The sequence below is a fragment of the Aquibacillus kalidii genome (assembly GCF_014280935.1).
GTDB lineage: Bacteria > Bacillota > Bacilli > Bacillales > Amphibacillaceae > Aquibacillus_D > Aquibacillus_D kalidii.
On sequence record NZ_JACLZI010000035.1, the window covers coordinates 57,700 to 77,994 of the forward strand.

Consider the following 20,295-nt stretch of genomic DNA (forward strand, 5'->3'; position numbering starts at 1 on the left):
GCCTGAGTACATCTCAGGCATTTTTTATATTCACACTATTTACAAAAAGATCTCAAAGATAGAACAAACTCTTCTCCAATTTACTTATTAGTCGCAATTAGTATAACATCCTTTAATGCTGCAGCAGCTGCGGCACGAGGATCTGATTTACCTCCTACAACAGTTAAATCCCCCATTGTATCTGTCACATAGTGAATTCCTTTATTTGTACCTTCTACATTGTACAAAGGGTGGTCTGCTGTGAGCTGTTTTAATACTACACTTGCTTCTACTTTCCCTTCAATCGATCTTATTTCTCCGATTAATTTAACCTTCCCCCCTGCTTTTTTAGCAGATTTCACAGCTTCAAATGTACTGCCTGTTATCCCTTCTACATGAATATCATCTATACTAAGTTCTGCACCCATAATCGTATTAGCAAGAATTAAAGTTTTAGCAGCCGTATCCCATCCTTCTAAATCCGCCTTAGGGTTATGCTCGGCAATTCCCTTCTCTTGCGCTTCTTTGATTGCTGACTCCAAGTCTATTTCCCCATTGTACATTTCAGACAAAATATAGTTTGAAGTTCCGTTTAGAATCCCGTGTATTCTAGAAATTGTGGTCCCTGCTAAACTATAAAAAGCTACATCAGAAGTCGGTAATGCCGCAGCAGTTGCACCACTATATTTAAGTTGACTATTATTCGCTTGTGCTATTTTTGCTAATTCTGGATATTTTAATACAATTGGTCCTTTGTTTAATGTAGCTACGCTAATCTTATGTTGTAACGATTTAGCAATATGTGAAATTGCTGGTTCACCGTTTTGTAGATTTGTCGGACTAGCTTCTACCAAAATGGTAGCTCCAGATTTTTCTATAGCATCTAAGGTGGTTCCGATAAAGGACTCTCCATCCTGATAAGTATTTACCTTCCTCTTCGTTTCTTTGATATCAATAATCTTTTTCAGATCTAATCCAGTACGATCTATTACTGCTCCTGACGAATCTGCCACTGCAACAAGTGAGATATCTAATCCATATTCTAGTTTTAATAACTCTTTCTTTTCCAAAAGTAAACTAATAAAATTCCGACCAACCTGTCCCAATCCTAGTAAGGCAATGGGTATGTTAGTTGTTTTATTTTCCATCTTGTATGCCCCTTCCCTATTACTATCCTAATATATTATAAAGTATCTATGATTGTTGGGCGAATTACTCGTTAAGATTTAGCAACCTTTTGATAAAGATAATCTGTGATTTTTTTTGCCATTTTATTACAAAGATTGGAATAGAGTGCATACTAATAGAGATAGATCGTTGCGTTTTTTTAAAGCCTACGATTTTTTCCCCACTAATAATTCCCAATCGTTGCGGTATTTCCAATCCCTACGATTTTTCTGCACTAATAATTCCCAATTGTTACATTACATCCACAGTCGAGAGAACCACAATCATTCAAAGGAAATAATAGAAGCCCAAATCACAGTGATTTGGGCCTAAGAAGAATCTTGTCTTAATTAAGATTTAACTTTCTTAATCATATTATGAACTTTCTCTATTTCTTCAGCAGAAACTACTAAATAATAAACACCATCAATTTTGGTCCCCGTGCCTTGCATCATATAGCTAACAACACTTTTGCGCGTATCACGGTAATTTAGCACTAGATCTTGCATATCCTTAAAATCCATATTCGTAACAACATTATCACCTAGTACTTCAATCATATCGTCAATTTTATTAATAGATTTAATGCTAGCACCTCTGTCTATAACTGCCTGAATGACTTGTCGTTGACGTTTTGTTCTTCCGAAGTCTCCATCAGGATCTAAGTGTCTCATCCTAACAAACCCCATTGTTTGTGCTCCATTTAGTTCAAGTTCACCTTTTGCATAGTGGTAATCCTTTTTATAAAAACCCTCATCATACCAATCTAGTTCGTTATTTACTGTAATTCCACCAACAGCATCAACCATGCCTGATAAGCCTTCCATATTCATACGAACATAGTAGTCTAATTCGATATCTAATAGATTCTCGACCGTATTAATACTCATATCAACACCACCGAAGGCGTAGGCATGATTAATTTTGTCTTCGGTTCCCCGTCCGACAATCTCCGTTCGTGTATCACGGGGGATGCTTACAATTTGCATGCTATCACCATCAGGATTAAGGGACAATACCATTAAGGCATCTGAACGACCACCGTCCGTGCTTCTTTCATCAACACCAAGTAATAATATATTTAAAGGCTCTTTATCTTCTATTTTCTGCTTCGCTATCGATGTATCAATTGTATCGACTTGTTGATGAATTTCATCATTTACTGTCTGTTTTGCATTGTTCCAAACAGCGAAAATAAATCCACCACCTCCAAGTAATACCATGAACACCACTGCCAGACTAATAGTTAACCAACGTCTTTTCTTTCTTTTTTTAGTAGACAATCTACTCTTTGCCATTAATAATCTTTTTCTCCTTTAAAGGAACATGTTTTGGAAATATTATACTATAATCCCAAAAAAAATATCTAGCTAATGAATATTTTTTTCACACAGAATAACTAGAGTTATAATCTTTTAATTACTGCCCGAACAGGACTTCCATCCCCTTCCACGATGTTAAGGGGTAACGCACTCAAAAAGTAAGCACCTTCATCCACATGTTCCAATACAAGGTTTTCTAAAATATAAATGCCATTATCATATAAAGCATGATGGGTGAATAGGTCTTTACTATCTAATGGATCGACTGATGGCATGTTTACTCCTAATAACTTAACACCCTTTTCTGCTAAGAACGGTGCAATATCAGGATCAAGAACAGGTATTTCTTCTGGAAATTGTTTCGGGTTACTTGGTAACGAAGTTCGTAATAGTACCCGTTCAACCCCTTCTAGATCAAACTCCTGTAGTGTACTTGCTTTGATAATTGATGTGTGGGACACGTCGAGTACTATCGACTCACCAATATATACATCAACGTCAACAGCAATGATCTTTTCTCCGTTATTTTCAAAATGAAATGGGGCATCAACGTGCGTTCCCAAATGTAAGCTACCTGTCATTTGTCCAATGTTTGCCGAACCAGTTTCCTGCTTCGTATATGTAGTCTTGTACGAAAAAGGTTGGTCTTCTGGCCAGTGAGCTATATCATCGGTTAAGGGTTGTGAAATATCGATCCATTTACTCATGCTATAATACCTCGTTCATTTGTATATTTTTTATACGATTGCTCTTTAATTATTTGTTTCAGAATCGCAACAGTTCTCCATACATCCGCAAAGCTATTGTATAAAGCTACTGGTGCAATTCTAATACCATTCGGAGCTCGGAAATCAGGGACTACCCCTTCTTCCTTTAGCGCCTTACAAATACGAGCTGCCTCTTTATGTTCTAAAAATAGATGTGCTCCTCGTTTCGACTCTTCCACTGGGCTTTTCACTGAAAAGCCACATCCGCTCAATTCATGCTCCATCAATTCCAATAAGTAACTCGTTAACTGAAGTGATTTGTTTCTTATTCTGTCTATACCTGCTTCTTCAAATAAGCTTAATGAACCAATAATTGGAGCAATACTTAGCACATGTGGTGTCCCTATTTGATAAGCTCCCGCGTGCACTTCTGCTGTTAATTCATGCTCCATGTCAAATTGTTTATCCTTCCTAGAGCTAAACCAACCGGCCAATCCTGGCTGTTTTCCAAAATGCTTTTCGTGTACAAATAATCCACCAACACTTCCTGGTCCGCCATTTAAGTGTTTATAATTACACCAGAAAGCAAAGTCAACTCCCCAATCATGCAGTTCATGTGGAATAGCACCAATCGAGTGACACAAATCAAAGCCTATAATAATACCACGACTATGCGCTTCTTTTGTTATCCGCTCCATGTCTAAAACTTGACCACTACGATACAACACTCCTGGTAAGACAATTAACGCAACCTGCTCCGTCATCGCCTCGATAATGTCATCCTCACAAAGTAAATGCCCATCAGGACTCTTCACCTGGACTAGGCCTTTGACTGGATTAATATTTCTTAATTGTAATTGACTTTTTAGAGCGTAAATATCCGATGGGAAATTAAGTTCATCTGCAAGAATTTTAAATTTTGTTTCATTCGGTTGAAAAAAAGTAGCTAATAGTTGGTGTAAGTTCACTGTTGTTGATCCAGTTACCAATACCTCATCGGGTTTAGCACCAATTAATTCAGACATTTTATTACCTAATTCCTCCGAAAGATAAAACCATGGATTTTCACCCTTAGTCCAACCATCAATACCATATTGCTTCCAAGCATCTATCATCGACCCAACGGTACTTTCCGCTCTCTTTGACAATAAACCTAACGAATTACCATCCAGATAAATTGTGTCTTTTTTGATAAAAAATTCATCTCTTAAATAATGTAAAGGGTCTTCCTTATCAAGGCTTTGTGCATAGGTAAGTGTATATTTTTCAATCATTTTAATCCCTCCAATAGTGTAGTCGATTTGATATTAAAGTCGTTACATCTATTTTAATCGATTTTCGCATGTTTTGTTGCTTAGAGTTCTCAACTATAGCATTTTGACTAGTAACTTCCCTAAATAACACATTTTCCACATGTATATCATAAGTGAAAAGTTATCAAATTTAGGCATATCCTAATTTGTGTTAACCCTTAATAACTTGAACAGATCGTGTTTTTACGATAAGATTTTACATAATAATAGTCTTGCAAATCATACTAAAGTCGAGTATACATTTCCATTTTAGTTAAAAAGATAAAGAACGTACATATTGGGAGGGACCATTTTGTCTAATGGATATCAAGATTCAAAGTTAAAAGTGTTTTCACTAAGCTCAAACCGACCACTAGCGGAAGAAATTGCATCAACGATTGGAATTGAACTAGGTAAATCTTCGGTTAAAACCTTTAGCGATGGAGAAATACAAATTAATATTGAAGAGAGTATTCGAGGTTGTGACGTTTTTGTTATCCAATCTACAAGTGAACCCGTTGATCAGCATATTATGGAATTGCTAATCATGACTGACGCATTAAAAAGAGCATCTGCTCGGACAATAAATGTTGTAATTCCATACTATGGATATGCTCGCCAGGACCGAAAAGCAAGAGCTCGTGAGCCAATAACCGCAAAACTAATTGCAGATCTTATCCAAAAGGCTGGTGCCTCTAGAGTAATTTCGGTTGATTTACACGCACCTCAGGTTCAAGGATTTTTCAACATTCCTGTAGACCAGCTTGCTAGTATTCCAATTCTTGCAGATTATTTAATTCAGAAAAGTTTAGAAGACGTTGTAGTCGTTGCACCTGATCATGGAAGTGTAACAAGAGCTAGACAGTTAGCTGACCACTTAAAAGCACCAATTGCCATTATTGATCGTCGCGGCCCACGTCATAACATTGCCGAAATCAATGTTGTAGGTAATATTGATGGTAAAATCGCTATTATTATGGACGACATTATTGATACAGGTAGAAGAATAACTGTCGCTGCTAATGCACTATTACAAAATGGTGCAAAAGAAGTGTATGCTTGTGCTTCCCATCCTGTGTTATCAACTCCCGCAACTGAAAAGATCCAGGAATCTGATGTAAAGGAATTAATTGTTACTAATACGATTCGAATTGATGACGAGAAAAAATTCGATAAGCTTACTGAATTAACGGTTGCTCCATTGATTAGTGATGCTATCATTCGAGTATTTGAAGAAAAATCATTAAGTTCTTTATTGAACGAAAAATAATGTAAAACCCCCTTCGCAACCAAACGAAGGGGGTTTTGATTATATCAATTTTCTACGGTTATGAACATGAAATGCAAATCCAGCAACGATTAAACTAATCCCCAGTACTAACCAGTTATAGATAGTAGTAGCAGTATTAGCCAAATCTTTTCCTTGTTCTGAATTATGATCCGCTGTATTACCAGATTGATTGTCACTTTGGTCTATCTGCTTTTCTGTATTATCCCCATGATCACTGTCATGATGAGTAGGTTGATCATTTGGAATATCAGGTTCCCCTGGTGTTGGTACAGATGGATTACTAGGTTCTGGATTACTTGGGTCAGGATTACTAGGTTCTGGGTTATCTCCGCCCTCTCCTCCATCATTAGGATCTGATGGGTCAGTCGGTGGCTCTTGATCTAGTTGCTTTCCTTTTACGAATGACCAGATGTTTGATCTCGTTTCACCCGTGAATTGATCAGAAGCGACCGTGTACCAAGAATACGTTTTCCCTTCTTCTAACCCCTTCCAAGTTACCTCTGCATAATCACCACTAGACACATTCTTAACTTTGCCGATTTCGTTATCCGTATAAACATTCACTTCAAAATAATCTGTTGCTACACGTTTTTCTTCCGGTTGTAAATCCAAGGAAAGCTCAAACTCATCTTTACCAGGATACACGTCAGAATCATAATAATTGTAATCATCCATATATGGTGAGTACGTGTTAACGATAATTCGGTTATTGTCTGTGTCAAAGTGTAAGAGACGCATATAGCCTTGTCCACCTTCTGGACCTGCTTGATAATCAGCTAGAATTTGATAAACATTACGGTCAGCTTTCCCATCACCATTATCATCAATCTCATCAACCAACAGCTGACTCTCATGATAGTGACCACTTAGAACAGCAAACACATTTTCATTTGGTACCACTACTTTTTCATAAATTTTATCCCCTAGTGGATGTCTGGTACCAGTTGCTTGCAAATATTCATGGAAGCTAAGAATCGCTTTACGATCTGGATGAGCGGCTAGTACTTCATTAACCCAATCAAGCCCTTCTTCATCAACACCCCATCCAAGATAAACCATGATATAGTCATTCCCACCAACAGACATTAAATCATAGTGTCCTCGGTTGTTTAAGTATGAATCACCGTAATATGGCTTAGCTTCAAAGCGGTCAGCGCCAAAGTACTTGTAATACTCCGTATAATCATTTGTCTTTTGACCAACATCATGATTTCCTGCTAATACACCATAAGGAATGTTGGCATCATCTAGAGTCTTCATAAATGTATCTGCATGCTCCCACTGGTACGGTTGGTCATACTCATCTACTAAATCTCCCGTATGGAAAACATATTGAATTTTCATTTCTTCTTGTTTTTCCGCAATCCATTGTGTTTGTCTTTCATAAATATTTGGATAACTTTCTGAGTAATATTGTGTATCAGACATCCAGACAAACGTATAGTCGTATTCTTCTGGACTAGTAGGTATTTCATCCTGGACCATTACATTTACCTTACTGTTCTTAACATAATCTCCAACTGGAACGGTTCCTTTTAATTGAAAATCCTCTTGTCCTGCTATTTGGTAATCAATGATTTGCCATCCACCAACTGAATGGTTCCAAGCATACATCGTCACCTTTCTTCCTTCTAGAGAATTACCGTTCCAAACCAATTCAACAATATCATTCTCATCAACATTACTATCAACCGTTACATCAAAACGATGGTAAGGAAACTTCTCTACAGAATCGGTTACCATGTATTTCTGATCCAATTCTGAGACATTAGTAATATCCTCTTTTGTTAATGTTGTTTCACCAGATGGTACCTGAGTATTCGGGGGTTCCACATCCGCGGCATTACTATAGGATTTTACTGACTCGGTATTACTTGGATCATAACGATACCCCTGATAGAAGCCTACATCGAGTGGATCACCATTTGGATCAGTTACCTTCACCTTTAGAACTGGATCTCCTTCAATAGGACTACCTGTTTCTAATTCACTCTCTGGCAATTGTGGATTTTCATCAACAACAGTAAACGTAATTGTCTTTTCAACATGATTCCCTACTTTATCTGTTGCCGATATTTCCAACTTGTGTTCTCCACCAGTTAGTTCTCCGGATGAAGTTTGATATGGAGTTGTAATAGTCTGGCCATCTAATTTAATTTCACTTTTATCCAAACCAGCAATCTCATCCACGATTTCTATGTCTACATCAATTATACCTTTATATTCCTTGCCGTCTTCTATTTCAGAAACTATAGTTGGTGCCGTATTGTCAACCAAGACCTCAGCCTTGACCTCTTCGTCTTGATCTACAGCACTAATTACGTGTGTACCGTCTGAAAATTTTGTAGTATCCCATAGATATGATTTAGACTGCGCTTGTTCTGTAGTTACGTTGAAAATAAAGTCTTGAGATGGTCGGTAATTTCCGTCATCCCCCATATCAATTACCTCTTCTGGATTGCTAAATGTTGCATCCTTAAGTATGGTCCCATCAGATAGTACTAACCGAACATTTCTAACATTATAATCATCTCGATTATCCGTTGATTCCAAATCAAATGGAGATGCTTTTGTGCCTGCTCGAATCGTTATCGCATTTTCCCCTACCGCTAATTGATCTGCCCCAATCGGAACAGTAATCGTCTGCCACTGTGCAATCCAGTCATCAAAAATTTGAATTGCTTCGTCGCCGATCGTCACACCATTCTGAAAATACGTATTGACTCCACTTACTTCAAAAGCAAAATATGCAGGGTGCTCTAGCGACTGAAATGTGCTTTCTGTTACCTGCTGTCCATCAATCGCCAGGTTAACATTGTCTGGACTATCTTTCTTTGATGTCCCTTTTATAACTACATCTCTAGTTAAAACTTCTCCATTTTCAACATTCAAACGTAAACTCGCATCACTCAAGTCACTTGTTATATCAATTCGAAACGTTTCACTCGTAACCTGGTTCGTACCATCTGATACGACATAATAATATTCGACAAACTCCTTAGCAATAATCTCAGGTGAATAAATAATGTGATGGTACATCAAGTCATCATAATCTTGTTGCAATAAAGCTGTAGAAAAACCCTCTTGATCATTAGTTCGGTAAAAAAGTTCCACGGTTTTAACAGCAATATCATCCTTGACATCTGCTCTCAAATGAATATCTTGTTTTTGGTTAACCTCAGTTACCTCGGTTAGATTTTCTATAGTTGGATCTACTGTATCGACAGGCTTAGTAACAGTTTGCTTAGGAACTTGAAATGCTTCCACTGTCCCAGGAGTAGCATCGGTAACTCCTGCACTAACTTTTTCCATAACATTTGTTCCATCAACTGGATATTTATAAACAATCCCCTTGTCTGGCAAAGTGTCATCCGCAGATTCTACATCGTTGTAGTAACTTACAGATAGTTCAGTCCCCGCGTTACTAGCAATAATCAATCCTCTCATACTGCTGTTAGACATACCTGCAGAGTATATTCTAACGATATCCTTATTTTCAACAAGATTTGTTCCGAAATTAGCATTAAAGTCTGCAACAGTCTGGTTATCATTTTGACCATTGATAATCCAGAACACCAACGTTTCCTTAGAAGGTATTTCTACATCTTCTGGAATAGATGGCCATACGATATCACTTTCAGGATCTGTTCCGTATCGATACTGGATTTTATAGTCCTTTAAACTTATAGGTTGATCCGTATTGTTATAAATCTCAATGAACTCATATCCATCAGCAGAACCAACATTTGTAGTATCTGGAACTACCTCTGTTAAAAGCAAGGATGGTAGTTTACTATAATCTACATCTTCTTCGATAACTGTTATTGTTTTTTCTTCAGTCTTAGTAGTATTTATACCATCACTAGCTTCAATGAAGTAAATGATGTCTTCTTTTACTTGCACGCCAGGAATTTCACCACTGTATTTGTTCGGCGTCACTGCGTCTACACTCATTGCCAAAGACTTAAAATCAGTGTCTCCCTTGGATTTATAATAGATAGTAGCCGTTGGAACAGCGGTGTTATCCTCCACAATTGCCTCTATATGGATAGAAGAGTAGGCATCAACTTCACTTACAGCTTGATGATTAATTGTTGGCGATTCGTTATCCTCAGGGATTTCTGGAATGGTAGCCGGTTGTGTTGGAACTTGTTCAGCCTCGATAACACCTGGTGTTGGTGTAGTTTGAGAGACCATCTTGACCATATCTGTCCCTTGCTTCGGATAAGTATAGTGTATATCCTTTCCACTATTGTCATTATCCTTACTTAAATAAGAAGCGGCAACAATCTCATTGCCTTGGTTATCTTTTATCACAACAGCACGGTCCCCACTGTTTGCGAAACCAGGTAGGTTTGTATCCGTGATTTCAATAACTTGGTTGCTAGTTAAATCACTAGCAAAATTACTATTAAAATTTTCAAATGTTTTTCCACCATTGTTATTCCACAAGACCAACGTTTGTTGCGATTCGATTGTCGTTTCAGGAATTTGAAACGTAACTTCCTTTCCAGTATCCGTATAACGATAAACGAATGTATAATTATTTAACGGGAGCGCCCGATTCGAATTGTTATAGATTTCAAAGTACTCAAAGTAATCTGTTCCTCCACCTTGGGAGTTAGGTGCGAGTTCAGTCACGAGTAGATGTGGGTAACTGTCAAAGCTTTCTTCCACTGGTTGCTTTATCGTAACTTCTACAGGCGACTGGAAATTCGTTGGGTACGTAATACGATGATTCGGATCGGTTACCATAATCAAGTAACTTATAGAATTAGAGACTAGTTCTTCCTTTGGAATGATAGCTTCATAGCTATCACCTTGTTTTGTCATTTTGATAACTTGATAATTAGAATCATTTGGTAATTGATAAAATACCTTTGCAGTAATATCTTCGGTATCATCTGTGATGTGTGCCTGTATTTTTAAATCTTCCCCAACCCCAATTTCTTGGATTGATTCATGAATGATAGTGGGTGCACTTTGGGTCGGAATATCAACTGGTTGCTCTGGTAGTTGTTCCTTAACCGTACTACCTGGCTTAGGCTCCGTAATAGCTTGAAATTTATTCATTTCTATACCAGACTCTGGATACTTATATTCGATCACCTTGCCGCTAGCAATATCCTCTGCTAGATAGTTAGCTAGGACTATATCTTTATTATCATTAGATTTTATAACCACGGCACGGTTACCATTATTGTAAAAACCTGGTGCACCAGTGTATTCTACTATTTGTCCCTTCGTTAGAGAACTCTGATAATAATTATTAAAGTCTTCTAACGCTTTACCTGCGTTGTTAGCCCAGAAAACAATCGATTGGCCTGCTTGCAATGTCGTCGGGGCAAAATCCATGCCTACATCTTCTTTACCGCTACCATCCGTATAGCGCAAGAAAAATTGATAATGGTCTAACGTTATAGATTGATTGGTATTATTATAGACTTCAAAATACTCGTAATTATCAGCACCATCATTATTAGCCATTATTTCTGTAATTAATAAAGGGGCTAATTGGTTATAGTCTACCTCAACAGTTTCTTCGGGCTGTGATGCAGCTTCCGTTTCAGTACTAACATCTTCCTCCTTATTTTCTGTGGATGGCTGACTAGCTAATGACGGTTTGGACTTTTCTAATGAAGCTTCAGCCTCATCATTCGGAGTGACCTCTGTATTACTTTGTTCTTCAACTTGCTTTGCAGAGTCGTCTTGATCTGTGGTCGTTTCCTCAGTTGTTGGAGTTTCCTGTTCAAACGGCAGTGAAGGAAGCTCTGCCTTGTCTTGATTACTAGATTCTGTGGATTCGGCTGGTTGATCAGCCTGCTGGGAAGTTGGAGTATTTTCTTGTTGTAGTGGTGAGTATTCCTGGGTTGCCTGCTCACTATCATTGGCTGATTCAGCTAAAACACTAACACTTGGAAGTATAAATGAAACATTCATAAATATAACGGAAAAAATTAAGAAAGATGACACCGTTCTCCTAAGTCGAGACTTCGTTACCTTCTTCATATGTACCTCCTCGTAAGTTTTTGTCATACTTTGTATTGTAAGCCTCAAACTTTAAGCGATCGTAAAACTAATGTAAATCTATGTAAAGTTATAGATTTAATCTACCTATAAATTACTATCTACCTTTACTAAATACTCTTGTTTCAATTAAGTTTACTTTGCCTCTCTTTTACAGTCTTGTTCCTATACATCCCTCTAAACTCACAAAAAAATTTCACACCTTTCTGGGCGAATGCATAGGATATCAACGTGAGAGGTGGTGACAGCATGAAAGAACAACAGTTAAATGAATCTGCAATACAGGTGGAAAAAGAAGAATTTAAAAAACGTCAGCGTCGTGACAAATTAAAGCAATTACTTACGATTTCATCTCCTATTTTCATTTTACTTTTATGGGAGCTGTTATCGCGAACTGCCTTAATTGATCCGCGCTTTTTTCCACCACCAACAAAAATATTAGCAACACTTTATCAAATGGGATTAAGCGGAGAACTATTTACTCATCTACAAGTAAGCTTACTCCGGATCTTTGCTGGATTCTTACTTGGTGTCATTCCGGCAATTTGTATCGGGCTATTGATGGGGATGTATTCTCCTATTCGCCATTTCTTTTCACCACTAATTATGGCCTTAATGCCAATACCAACACTGGCCATGCTCCCAATTATTTTGATTGTATTTGGGATTGGTGAATTTTCAAAAATGGTTACCATTGCTATTAGTGTCTTTTTCCCTGTAGCCATTAATACAGCTGCCGGGGTTACGAATATTGACAACATATATGTAGATGTAGCCAAAAACTATGGAGCAAATGCAAAACATTTCTTTTTCAAAATTGCTTTACCCGGTTCACTTCCAGTCATGCTTGAAGGTATCCAAATGGGGCAGGCCATTGCGTTATTAACCATTGTGGCAGCTGAAATGATTGGTGCTAATTCAGGGATTGGTTATGTAATATGGATGAACTATAAAGCCTTCTTGCTTCCAGAAATGTACGTGGGTCTTGTACTGATTTCATTCTTTGGTTATTTCTTTTCTCTTGTCATCCGCGGTCTTCAGAGTAAATTACTACCATGGAAGTAAGTGTTTATCAGGAAGGGAGTGTTCCGATTGTCTAGCAATACTAAAATTGAGCTAGATCAGTTAACTAAAATCTTTTATAAGCGAAATGAAAGTGTGGAAGCAATTAAGAACATTTCCCTGGACATTGAGGACGGAGAATTCGTTTGTATTCTCGGTCCCAGTGGCTGTGGGAAAACTACCTTGTTACGTATCTTAGCAGGTCTAGAAACACCGAGTACTGGTGATATTCAAATTCATCAAAGTGAAAGTGAAAAACCATTACAATCAATGGTCTTTCAAGAACGTGGGGTTATTCCATGGATGACCGTTGAAGAGAATGTCGCCTTTGGCTTAAAAATGCGTCATTTGCCTAAAAAGGAAATCAAAGAACGCAGTGATTATTATATTAAAAAGGTTGGTCTCGAAAAGTTTGCCAAATTGTATCCAAAAGAATTATCTGGTGGTATGAAGCAGCGTGTAAGTATAGCTAGGGCCTTCGCTAATGACCCAGAGATATTGTTAATGGATGAACCATTTGCTGCATTAGATGAGCAAAATAAATTTATATTACAGGAAGAACTTCTAAATATTTGGGCAGAAACAAAGAAAACAGTTTTATTTATCACGCACAGTATTGATGAGGCAATGTTATTAAGTGACAGGATCCTACTAATGAGTTCACAGCCAGGTCAAATAGTTAAGGAAAAGAAGATCGATTTACCTAGACCAAGAACGATGGAAAGCATTCGTTCTAATGAAGAAATGGCACAGGAATTTGTTGATATCTGGCAGCATTTACAAAAAGAAGTGCAAGGCTCTCGTGCCTAGTAAAGAATGTATGGAGAAAGGAAGATTTATTTATGAAACAAAGTATGATGAAATGGTTGGCTATTCCTTTTCTTGTCCTAACTTTGGCACTATCAGCATGTAGCTCCAATACATCAGAGCAAAATGAAGAGGATCAAAAAACAGATCCATCAGATGGTAATACAACTGAAACCGGAGGAGAATCAGGGCAATCAGATGATCCACTTGCACCTTTAGAAGAAACGGCTAAGGTAGTCATTGCTGAAGATGGATCAGCATCAGGTGCAGGCTTTTACATTGCTAAAGAAAAAGGATATTTTGAAGATTACAACATTGAAGTAGAGTTCGCGACGTTTGGTAACAGCGATGAGATGCTACCGGCTGTTGCTGCTGGAGAAGTCGATGTAGCTGGCGGAATTTCATCTGCCTCTTTCTTTAACTCAATCGCACAAGGTATTGATGTTCGCTTTATTGCCGATAAAGGACACAACATAAAAGGCAACTCCTACTTTTCTTTTGTACTAAGAAAAGACTTACAGGATGAGATTAAAGACTATAAGGATTTAAAAGGGAAAAAAGTTGCTGTTTCTACTAAAAATGCAGTCGATGACTATATTTTCCAACAGATGTTAGAGCATGCAGGATTAACTAGAGATGATGTCGAGTTTGTTTTAATGTCTGACTTCGGTAACATGATGGCATCCTTAGGTAATAAACAAATTGATGCTGCTTTGCAAATTGAACCATTAATTGCACAAGGCATCACAAATGATATCCATGTCCGTTTTGGGGATGCAACTGATTTTGCACCAAAAGCCCAGATCGCTATGGTACTAGGTTCACCTAAATTTTTAACTGAGCGACGAGATGTAGCTACACGTTTCATGGCAGCTTATCTTAAAGGGGTTCGTGACTATAATGATGCATTCGTAAAAGAAACAGGAACTAAAGATGAAATCATCGACATTATGACAAAGCATACTGCAACAAAGGACCCAGAGGTTTGGAAAAACATCGGTGTCGTTGGCTTAGATCCAAATGGAGAAATGTTCATCGATGATATTAAGAAGCAATACCAATTCTATAAAGAAAATGGCGCTATTTCTTCGGAATTGGATTTTGAAAAAGTGATTGATACTTCCTTGGCTGAAGAAGTCGTAGAAATCATCGGCGAATACGAATAAAGTCAATATTAAAAGCACCTCTCATTACTTTGGAGAGGAAAAAGCACCCCCTGAGTCGTATTTAAATTAAAACGACATTGGAGGTGCTTTTGTTTTGTCTTTCACTTATGTTGCAGCACACTCATTTTTATCTCAAGCCAATTTCACATACCTTACTATATCCATAATGACGCAGTTGAGGTTAAATCTGCAGTAACTTCTTATTTTTTAATTAGTTGAGTGCAAATCCGACGTTGTGGATTGTGAATCGAAAGGAGTTCTAACGTCGCGAATTAGATAAATATCAAGAATTCTCTATGTAAAGGGCTCCTTACATTGCGAAATTAGCGGAACAATAAGATTTCGCTTTGTTAAAGGGCAGCTAACCTCGCGAAATTAGAAATATCATAAGATTTCGCTTTGTTAGAGGGCACCTAACGTCGCGAAAATAGAAATATCATAAGATCTCGCTTTGTTAGAGGGCAGCTAACCTCGCGAATTTAGAAATATCATAAGATCTCGCTTTGTTAGAGGGTAGCTAACCTCGCGAAATTAGCGGAACAATAAGATTTCGCTTTGTTAGAGGGCAGCTAACCTCGTGAAATTAGCGGAACAATAAGATTTCGCTTTGTTAGAGGGCAGCTAACCTCGCGAATTTAGAAATATCATAAGATTTCGCTTTGTTAAAGGGCACCTAACGTAGCGAAATTAGAAATATCATAAGATCTCGCTTTGTTAGAGGGCAGCTAACCTCGCGAATTTAGAAATATCATAAGATCTCGCTTTATTAGAGGGCAGCTAACCTCGCGAAATTAGCGGAACAATAAGATTTCGCTTTGTTAAAGGGCAGCTAACCTCGCGAATTTAGAAATATCATAAGATCTCGCTTTGTTAGAGGGTAGCTAACCTCGCGAAATTAGCGGAACAATAAGATTTTGGTTCGTTATATTGCCTATCCAACTTCTTACTGGTGATTCTATAGATACTACGACAAAAATAATTACGATGCTGGCCCTTCTTTATTACATTCAAATCTTAAGTATACTTCCCTACTCTACAACCTTTGTTTTAATTCCTTCAATTCCTGTTGCAAGTTGGTGATCAACAACTTCTGCATCCTCTATATGTTGCATGATTGCCTGATTAATTTTATCAAAAATTGCATTAGTCTCCTCGATATTGCTGATCATCCCACTAGATAATTGATTCTGTGTTTCAATGGAAAATGAAGCAGATTTGGTATTATCTCTCACGATCTGGACAATCGCCATCATATCTTTCATTGTAACCCTAGTTTGTTCGTTTATTTCCATTGAATCTCTTAATACCGCTTGATTCTGTATCGAATCTGCTTGTGCCTCTGCAATTTTATCTTGTATTGTACTCGTTACTTCTGCAATATGTCTTGTGCTATCCGCTGTATTTTCTGCAAGCTTACGAACCTCTTCTGCTACAACAGAAAAACCTTTGCCATGTTCACCTGCACGAGCTGCTTCAATCGACGCATTTAAGGCTAAAAGATTTGTTTGTGAGGCAATATCATTAATTACATTCACTATTTCTTTAATGGTATTAGAATGATCTGATAGTTCCTTCATACTCGATGCTGTTCGGTTCATTTGATTCTCTAAGCTATCCATCAGCCACTTATTTTGTTCCATCTTGTGTTCATTCTTATCCGTGATATCGATAAGCTGCTTAGAAGAATCAAGTAATTCTTCTCCTTTTATAGCCAATCCTGTTGCATGTTGACTTGATTCAGCTCCTAATGTTCGCACCTGATCAAACCTAGACTTAATCTCCAAAACTAAGTCAGATAAATCATGATGCTGTGAATTTACATGCTCATGCTGTTTAACCGTACCAAGTAAATCTTCCTCTATTTTTTTATAAACATTTGCCTGCTCCTGTAACATAGATTCTTTTTCGTGTTCCAGTTTTAATATATAGTTGTTTGCCTGTTCTAATTTTTCATTCAATTGACTTATTTCTCTTTTTTTCATTACCATCTGATTGCCCTCCTAGTTACTATCTTTGTTGATTTTATCAAACAATCAGTTGTTTAGTAGTGCGCAAGATTACACCACGAAAAACTCTAATAAAGATTACTTGTTTATTTCTATCAAATGCCACACAAAAAGGATTAGATTGATTAAAAGTCTAATCCTTTTTGCCCCATTATTCTGTTAGCCTAACTCCACTTCGATCGCAGAAACTAATCCTTCCCTTATCGCTAAAGCTTCTTTTTCATTTAAAAATGGTTGATCAATCTTCCTTTTATTTCCATCATAGAATAATAGTGTATAGGATTTTACTTCAGCCTTCCTATCACCAAATGTATGTTTCTTAGAAAGGTTTCGGTAAGTCACATCTATTTTGCCTAAGAACGTAAAGGAAACTTCCCCATGATCATCAAACAACCAATTAGGTAAGATTGGCGTTAATTGTAACCTTAATTCACCCTCTTCTTGGAGGAATACCTTTTTACCGATAAACATGTTTTTCCACATTCCTAAAAACTCTGCTGTTGAGCCACTCAAACGTGCTACAAAGCCCTGGCCGTGGAAATTTGGATTTGGATTAACAGAGCTAGCAAGGAATGATGAATTTTCTAACGTACTTCTTCCATACACTTTCGGATCTAAAAATGGAATAAGTGATGTTTGGATATCGTTATAAAATTCTTCATGTAAGCCAGCCTTTATCAACTCTAATAAATATTTATACGACATATGCAAAAATACCGATTCCCGCTCTAACCATCCCGGAGTAAATGCTTTTATTCTTCCGATTTCAAATGATTCTTCATTCAAGCTTACGGATGTTTTATACATGTGTATCTGCTTGTCAAATAACTCTGTTTCTTTAATAGTTTGATAGATTTTCTTGGCCTTTTCCTGTTCACCGACTGTTTTCATTGCTCGTGCCGGTCCTTCTAAAAAGTATGGAAGCACTTTAGGGGTAGAGAACTCCTTCACTGTTACCTTAGGCAATCCATAAGCAGTCAGAACTTCTTGACCACCTTCATCCTTCAACACTTCATAATCAGCGACATCGTATGCTAGATATGTTGGATATAGCCCATTACCAAGTTCTTCAGCTTTAGCAATTCCTAAATTGATTTTCTCTAAAAACTTCTGATAGATTTGGACAACAAGTGTTAGCGGTACAGTTACCTCTTCTCCCTTTATTCCAAATCTAATTTTCTGACGATACGTTTCTCTTAATGTAGCGACATGATTCCAATAAGTAAAATCATCTAGTTCTTTGTCAAAATATTGGTCTAGCTCCCCACTAACACAGTTTAATAAATCATTCATTTCAATAGGTAGTGTCATCTCTTCTTGTGAAAATTCTTTAGCAGTAGACAAAATAAATTGAATCATTCGTTTAAGCTCGAAGGTTTCACTAACTCCTGAACCAAACAATCCAGGAAGACCATTCATCGCATCATTCCAACCTGGCTTATTTGCTTCCATCTCAATTCCTATACCGAATGGATCGAGCGTGGCAAACTTAATCAAAGACGAGGACACTAGCTTCACAAACAGGTTTGAATGATAGATATCTCCATGCCCATTATCGGTTTTTAACCAATTCGTTTCATCCAGGCTTACTCCTAATTGGGACATCTTTTCTTCGTCTTCGGTTACAGATCCATACTGTCTTACATTACCTTTCGAGAGAACGTATTTTTCACTCCTAGGTAATACCATTACAGGACTATCAAAATACTTGTAACTATTATCCCTAAAAAGAAATTCCTCTAATTTATCTGGAAAAACATCAAGGTAGCTTTCTACTAAATCTAGGTTATATGTCCAGTGATCAATCCAGAATCCTTCCCCAAAAGCTGCTTCAATATTTTGCTCAGAAAGTTTTAGAACTTCTTTTAAAAATTCCTGTTTATCAACCTTTAAGTGAACCTCTTTATCAGAAATAAAGTTAATAAGCTTACCCGGTGTAAATTTTCCAGAAAGAAGCTGTAGTAATTCTTTATGATCGCTTAATACATTTGTCCTAATGATCTTTTCTAAATTAGATTGTTCCTCAGCTCTTATTTCAAACGAACAACCTTTAACTAAAAGTGGATTATAACCATCCGCTTGAATTAAACTCATGAACATTTTCGTATTAAAGCTACCTATTGCTGGGTTAAAATAAATATCATTTCTTCTATTTTGATTCATATCTCGGAAATTACCATTCCCCTGCGAGTAGTACTCTGGAGCAATGGTAAAGAAGTTATAATCTCGCTCTTGGTCTCCATGTTTGCGAGAATATAGATGATAAACAAAACCATCCTGACCATTATCTAAAATATAAGGGTAACCTCCACGTAAAAAGTTATCCAAATAGTTTTGGCGGCAGTACTCATCAAAGATGTTATGACTCGTTTTGGTTTGGACATTATTAGTAAGGTCTCTTACTAGTTTGTTAGCAACATTCTGCTTTTTCTCTATGTAGTTAAAGCTAGCAATTTTGTTTGCTTGTTTATTAATTGTACTAATATCAGCAGTATGACCTATTACAGTACAGATCCTCATTTTTTGTTTTGAATCCAATGTTCTCGCAACTGGGGTAAACCCACAAGGTACTTTATTAGCAGTGATCTGTTCCTTATCCATTAACGCTTCTAAACTCTCCATTCCAAAATTATCTGGATGAAGCAATGAATTGTTACTACCAAATATTATGTCTGCATCCACGATCGGACTGATTAGCTTCCCCTCTTCACTAAAAGATAAATAGAAGTGGCCACCATTGATTTCACTTACCTCTGCTTCATCCCCCATACTTGCTCGCACATGATAGTACGGAATCTTTGCATCTAGGTTATACACTTCCATCCAACTTCGTAATAGATTCCCAACTTCCTTGTACCCTGCATTTTCTACCCCAAACGGAAGAATTTCTGGCAATCCATCTAAGACTTCCACCTCTATCGTCTCTTCATCTAAATTAGAAATTTCCACTTGTCTAACCAAACCAGCAAAGTTTGCTTCAGGTAAATTGAAATAGTGCACCTTCACCTTTAGATTTAGGTCTTGATTGACTTCCTCAATACTGAGTTGATTTGGCTGGATGTACATATTTCTTTTAATATTTTTATTTGGTGTCGGTTGAAAGGGTTCATAGATATCTCCTGAATTGGTAAACTTTATAAAGGTTCGAAAACCACTCGTCGAGACATTTTTATAAGCAATATTTGCTGGCGAAAACTCCATGATTGGAGCGTTTTTATCTTGTACACCAAAACTTGAAATCGCCTGTCCTCGGTTAACATAAAAGGTCCACATCGGAATTCCCATTACACCAGCTATTCCTGGTAAAAAACTAGAAAATGTTTTTGCCTTATCAAAATCCTCAATAATAAATCTTTTCTTCTCATCAAAACGATAGCTTCCATAATCCATAAAGTAATAAACTCCTTTTAAAAAACTAATAGATTTGTTCTAAAACATAATTAAAACGTTTCCATTCATTCTTTTTGCA

At 37.2% G+C, this 20,295-nt stretch carries 11 protein-coding genes; 4 read left to right on the top strand and 7 right to left on the bottom strand.

Features of this window, described 5'->3' with window-relative positions; translation table 11 throughout:
* Window positions 1–80: 80 nt before the first annotated feature.
* The 4 genes from H7K77_RS07355 to kynU form a co-directional block, all read right to left on the bottom strand.
* Window positions 81–1,127, bottom strand: a complete 1,047-nt coding sequence (locus tag H7K77_RS07355; RefSeq protein ID WP_186577086.1) for a homoserine dehydrogenase — start codon at window positions 1,125–1,127, stop codon at window positions 81–83.
* Window positions 1,128–1,496: 369 nt separating this feature from the next.
* The gene (locus H7K77_RS07360; protein WP_186577087.1) at window positions 1,497–2,444 is read right to left on the bottom strand and encodes an LCP family glycopolymer transferase; all 948 of its coding nucleotides are present in this window, start codon (window positions 2,442–2,444) and stop codon (window positions 1,497–1,499) included.
* Window positions 2,445–2,551: 107 nt separating this feature from the next.
* Window positions 2,552–3,175, bottom strand: coding sequence for an arylformamidase (gene kynB, locus H7K77_RS07365; protein ID WP_186577088.1), 624 nt, complete (start codon window positions 3,173–3,175; stop codon window positions 2,552–2,554).
* Window positions 3,172–4,449 (bottom strand): kynureninase, encoded by a 1,278-nt coding sequence (kynU, locus tag H7K77_RS07370; RefSeq protein ID WP_186577089.1) that lies wholly within the window; start codon window positions 4,447–4,449, stop codon window positions 3,172–3,174. The genes kynB and kynU overlap by 4 nt, the downstream gene beginning before the upstream one ends.
* A gap of 331 nt (window positions 4,450–4,780) precedes the next feature.
* On the opposite strand from kynU, the gene H7K77_RS07375 reads away from it, so the two are divergent.
* Window positions 4,781–5,737, top strand: a complete 957-nt coding sequence (locus tag H7K77_RS07375; protein ID WP_186577090.1) for a ribose-phosphate diphosphokinase — start codon at window positions 4,781–4,783, stop codon at window positions 5,735–5,737.
* 39 nt (window positions 5,738–5,776) lie between these two features.
* Here H7K77_RS07375 and H7K77_RS07380 read toward each other — a convergent pair whose 3' ends face one another.
* Complete coding sequence (locus H7K77_RS07380) at window positions 5,777–11,767, bottom strand: lamin tail domain-containing protein (RefSeq protein ID WP_186577091.1); 5,991 nt, start codon at window positions 11,765–11,767, stop codon at window positions 5,777–5,779.
* Window positions 11,768–12,034: 267 nt separating this feature from the next.
* Here H7K77_RS07380 and H7K77_RS07385 point away from each other — a divergent pair, with 267 nt between their 5' ends.
* From H7K77_RS07385 to H7K77_RS07395, 3 genes are read left to right on the top strand one after another with little or no spacing between them, the layout of a single operon-like run.
* Window positions 12,035–12,850, top strand: coding sequence for an ABC transporter permease (locus tag H7K77_RS07385; RefSeq protein WP_186577092.1), 816 nt, complete (start codon window positions 12,035–12,037; stop codon window positions 12,848–12,850).
* A gap of 27 nt (window positions 12,851–12,877) precedes the next feature.
* Window positions 12,878–13,657: an ABC transporter ATP-binding protein gene (locus H7K77_RS07390; protein ID WP_186577093.1), complete on the top strand. Its 780-nt coding sequence runs from the start codon at window positions 12,878–12,880 to the stop codon at window positions 13,655–13,657.
* A 44-nt stretch (window positions 13,658–13,701) separates the two neighbouring features.
* Window positions 13,702–14,820, top strand: a complete 1,119-nt coding sequence (locus H7K77_RS07395; RefSeq protein ID WP_186577139.1) for an ABC transporter substrate-binding protein — start codon at window positions 13,702–13,704, stop codon at window positions 14,818–14,820.
* A 1,028-nt stretch (window positions 14,821–15,848) separates the two neighbouring features.
* Here H7K77_RS07395 and H7K77_RS07400 read toward each other — a convergent pair.
* Window positions 15,849–16,808: a methyl-accepting chemotaxis protein gene (locus H7K77_RS07400; protein WP_186577094.1), complete on the bottom strand. Its 960-nt coding sequence runs from the start codon at window positions 16,806–16,808 to the stop codon at window positions 15,849–15,851.
* Between the two features lie 177 nt (window positions 16,809–16,985).
* Window positions 16,986–20,216: a cellobiose phosphorylase gene (locus H7K77_RS07405; protein ID WP_186577095.1), complete on the bottom strand. Its 3,231-nt coding sequence runs from the start codon at window positions 20,214–20,216 to the stop codon at window positions 16,986–16,988.
* Between the last annotated feature and the right edge of the window lie 79 nt (window positions 20,217–20,295).

Coding starts and splice junctions, on each gene's coding strand:
- H7K77_RS07355 (WP_186577086.1), bottom strand. CDS start 1,127: ATGGAAAATAAAACAACTAACATACCCATTGCCTTACTAGGATTGGGA.
- H7K77_RS07360 (WP_186577087.1), bottom strand. CDS start 2,444: ATGGCAAAGAGTAGATTGTCTACTAAAAAAAGAAAGAAAAGACGTTGG.
- kynB (WP_186577088.1), bottom strand. CDS start 3,175: ATGAGTAAATGGATCGATATTTCACAACCCTTAACCGATGATATAGCT.
- kynU (WP_186577089.1), bottom strand. CDS start 4,449: ATGATTGAAAAATATACACTTACCTATGCACAAAGCCTTGATAAGGAA.
- H7K77_RS07380 (WP_186577091.1), bottom strand. CDS start 11,767: ATGAAGAAGGTAACGAAGTCTCGACTTAGGAGAACGGTGTCATCTTTC.
- H7K77_RS07385 (WP_186577092.1), top strand. CDS start 12,035: ATGAAAGAACAACAGTTAAATGAATCTGCAATACAGGTGGAAAAAGAA.
- H7K77_RS07395 (WP_186577139.1), top strand. CDS start 13,702: ATGATGAAATGGTTGGCTATTCCTTTTCTTGTCCTAACTTTGGCACTA.
- H7K77_RS07400 (WP_186577094.1), bottom strand. CDS start 16,808: ATGGTAATGAAAAAAAGAGAAATAAGTCAATTGAATGAAAAATTAGAA.
- H7K77_RS07405 (WP_186577095.1), bottom strand. CDS start 20,216: ATGGATTATGGAAGCTATCGTTTTGATGAGAAGAAAAGATTTATTATT.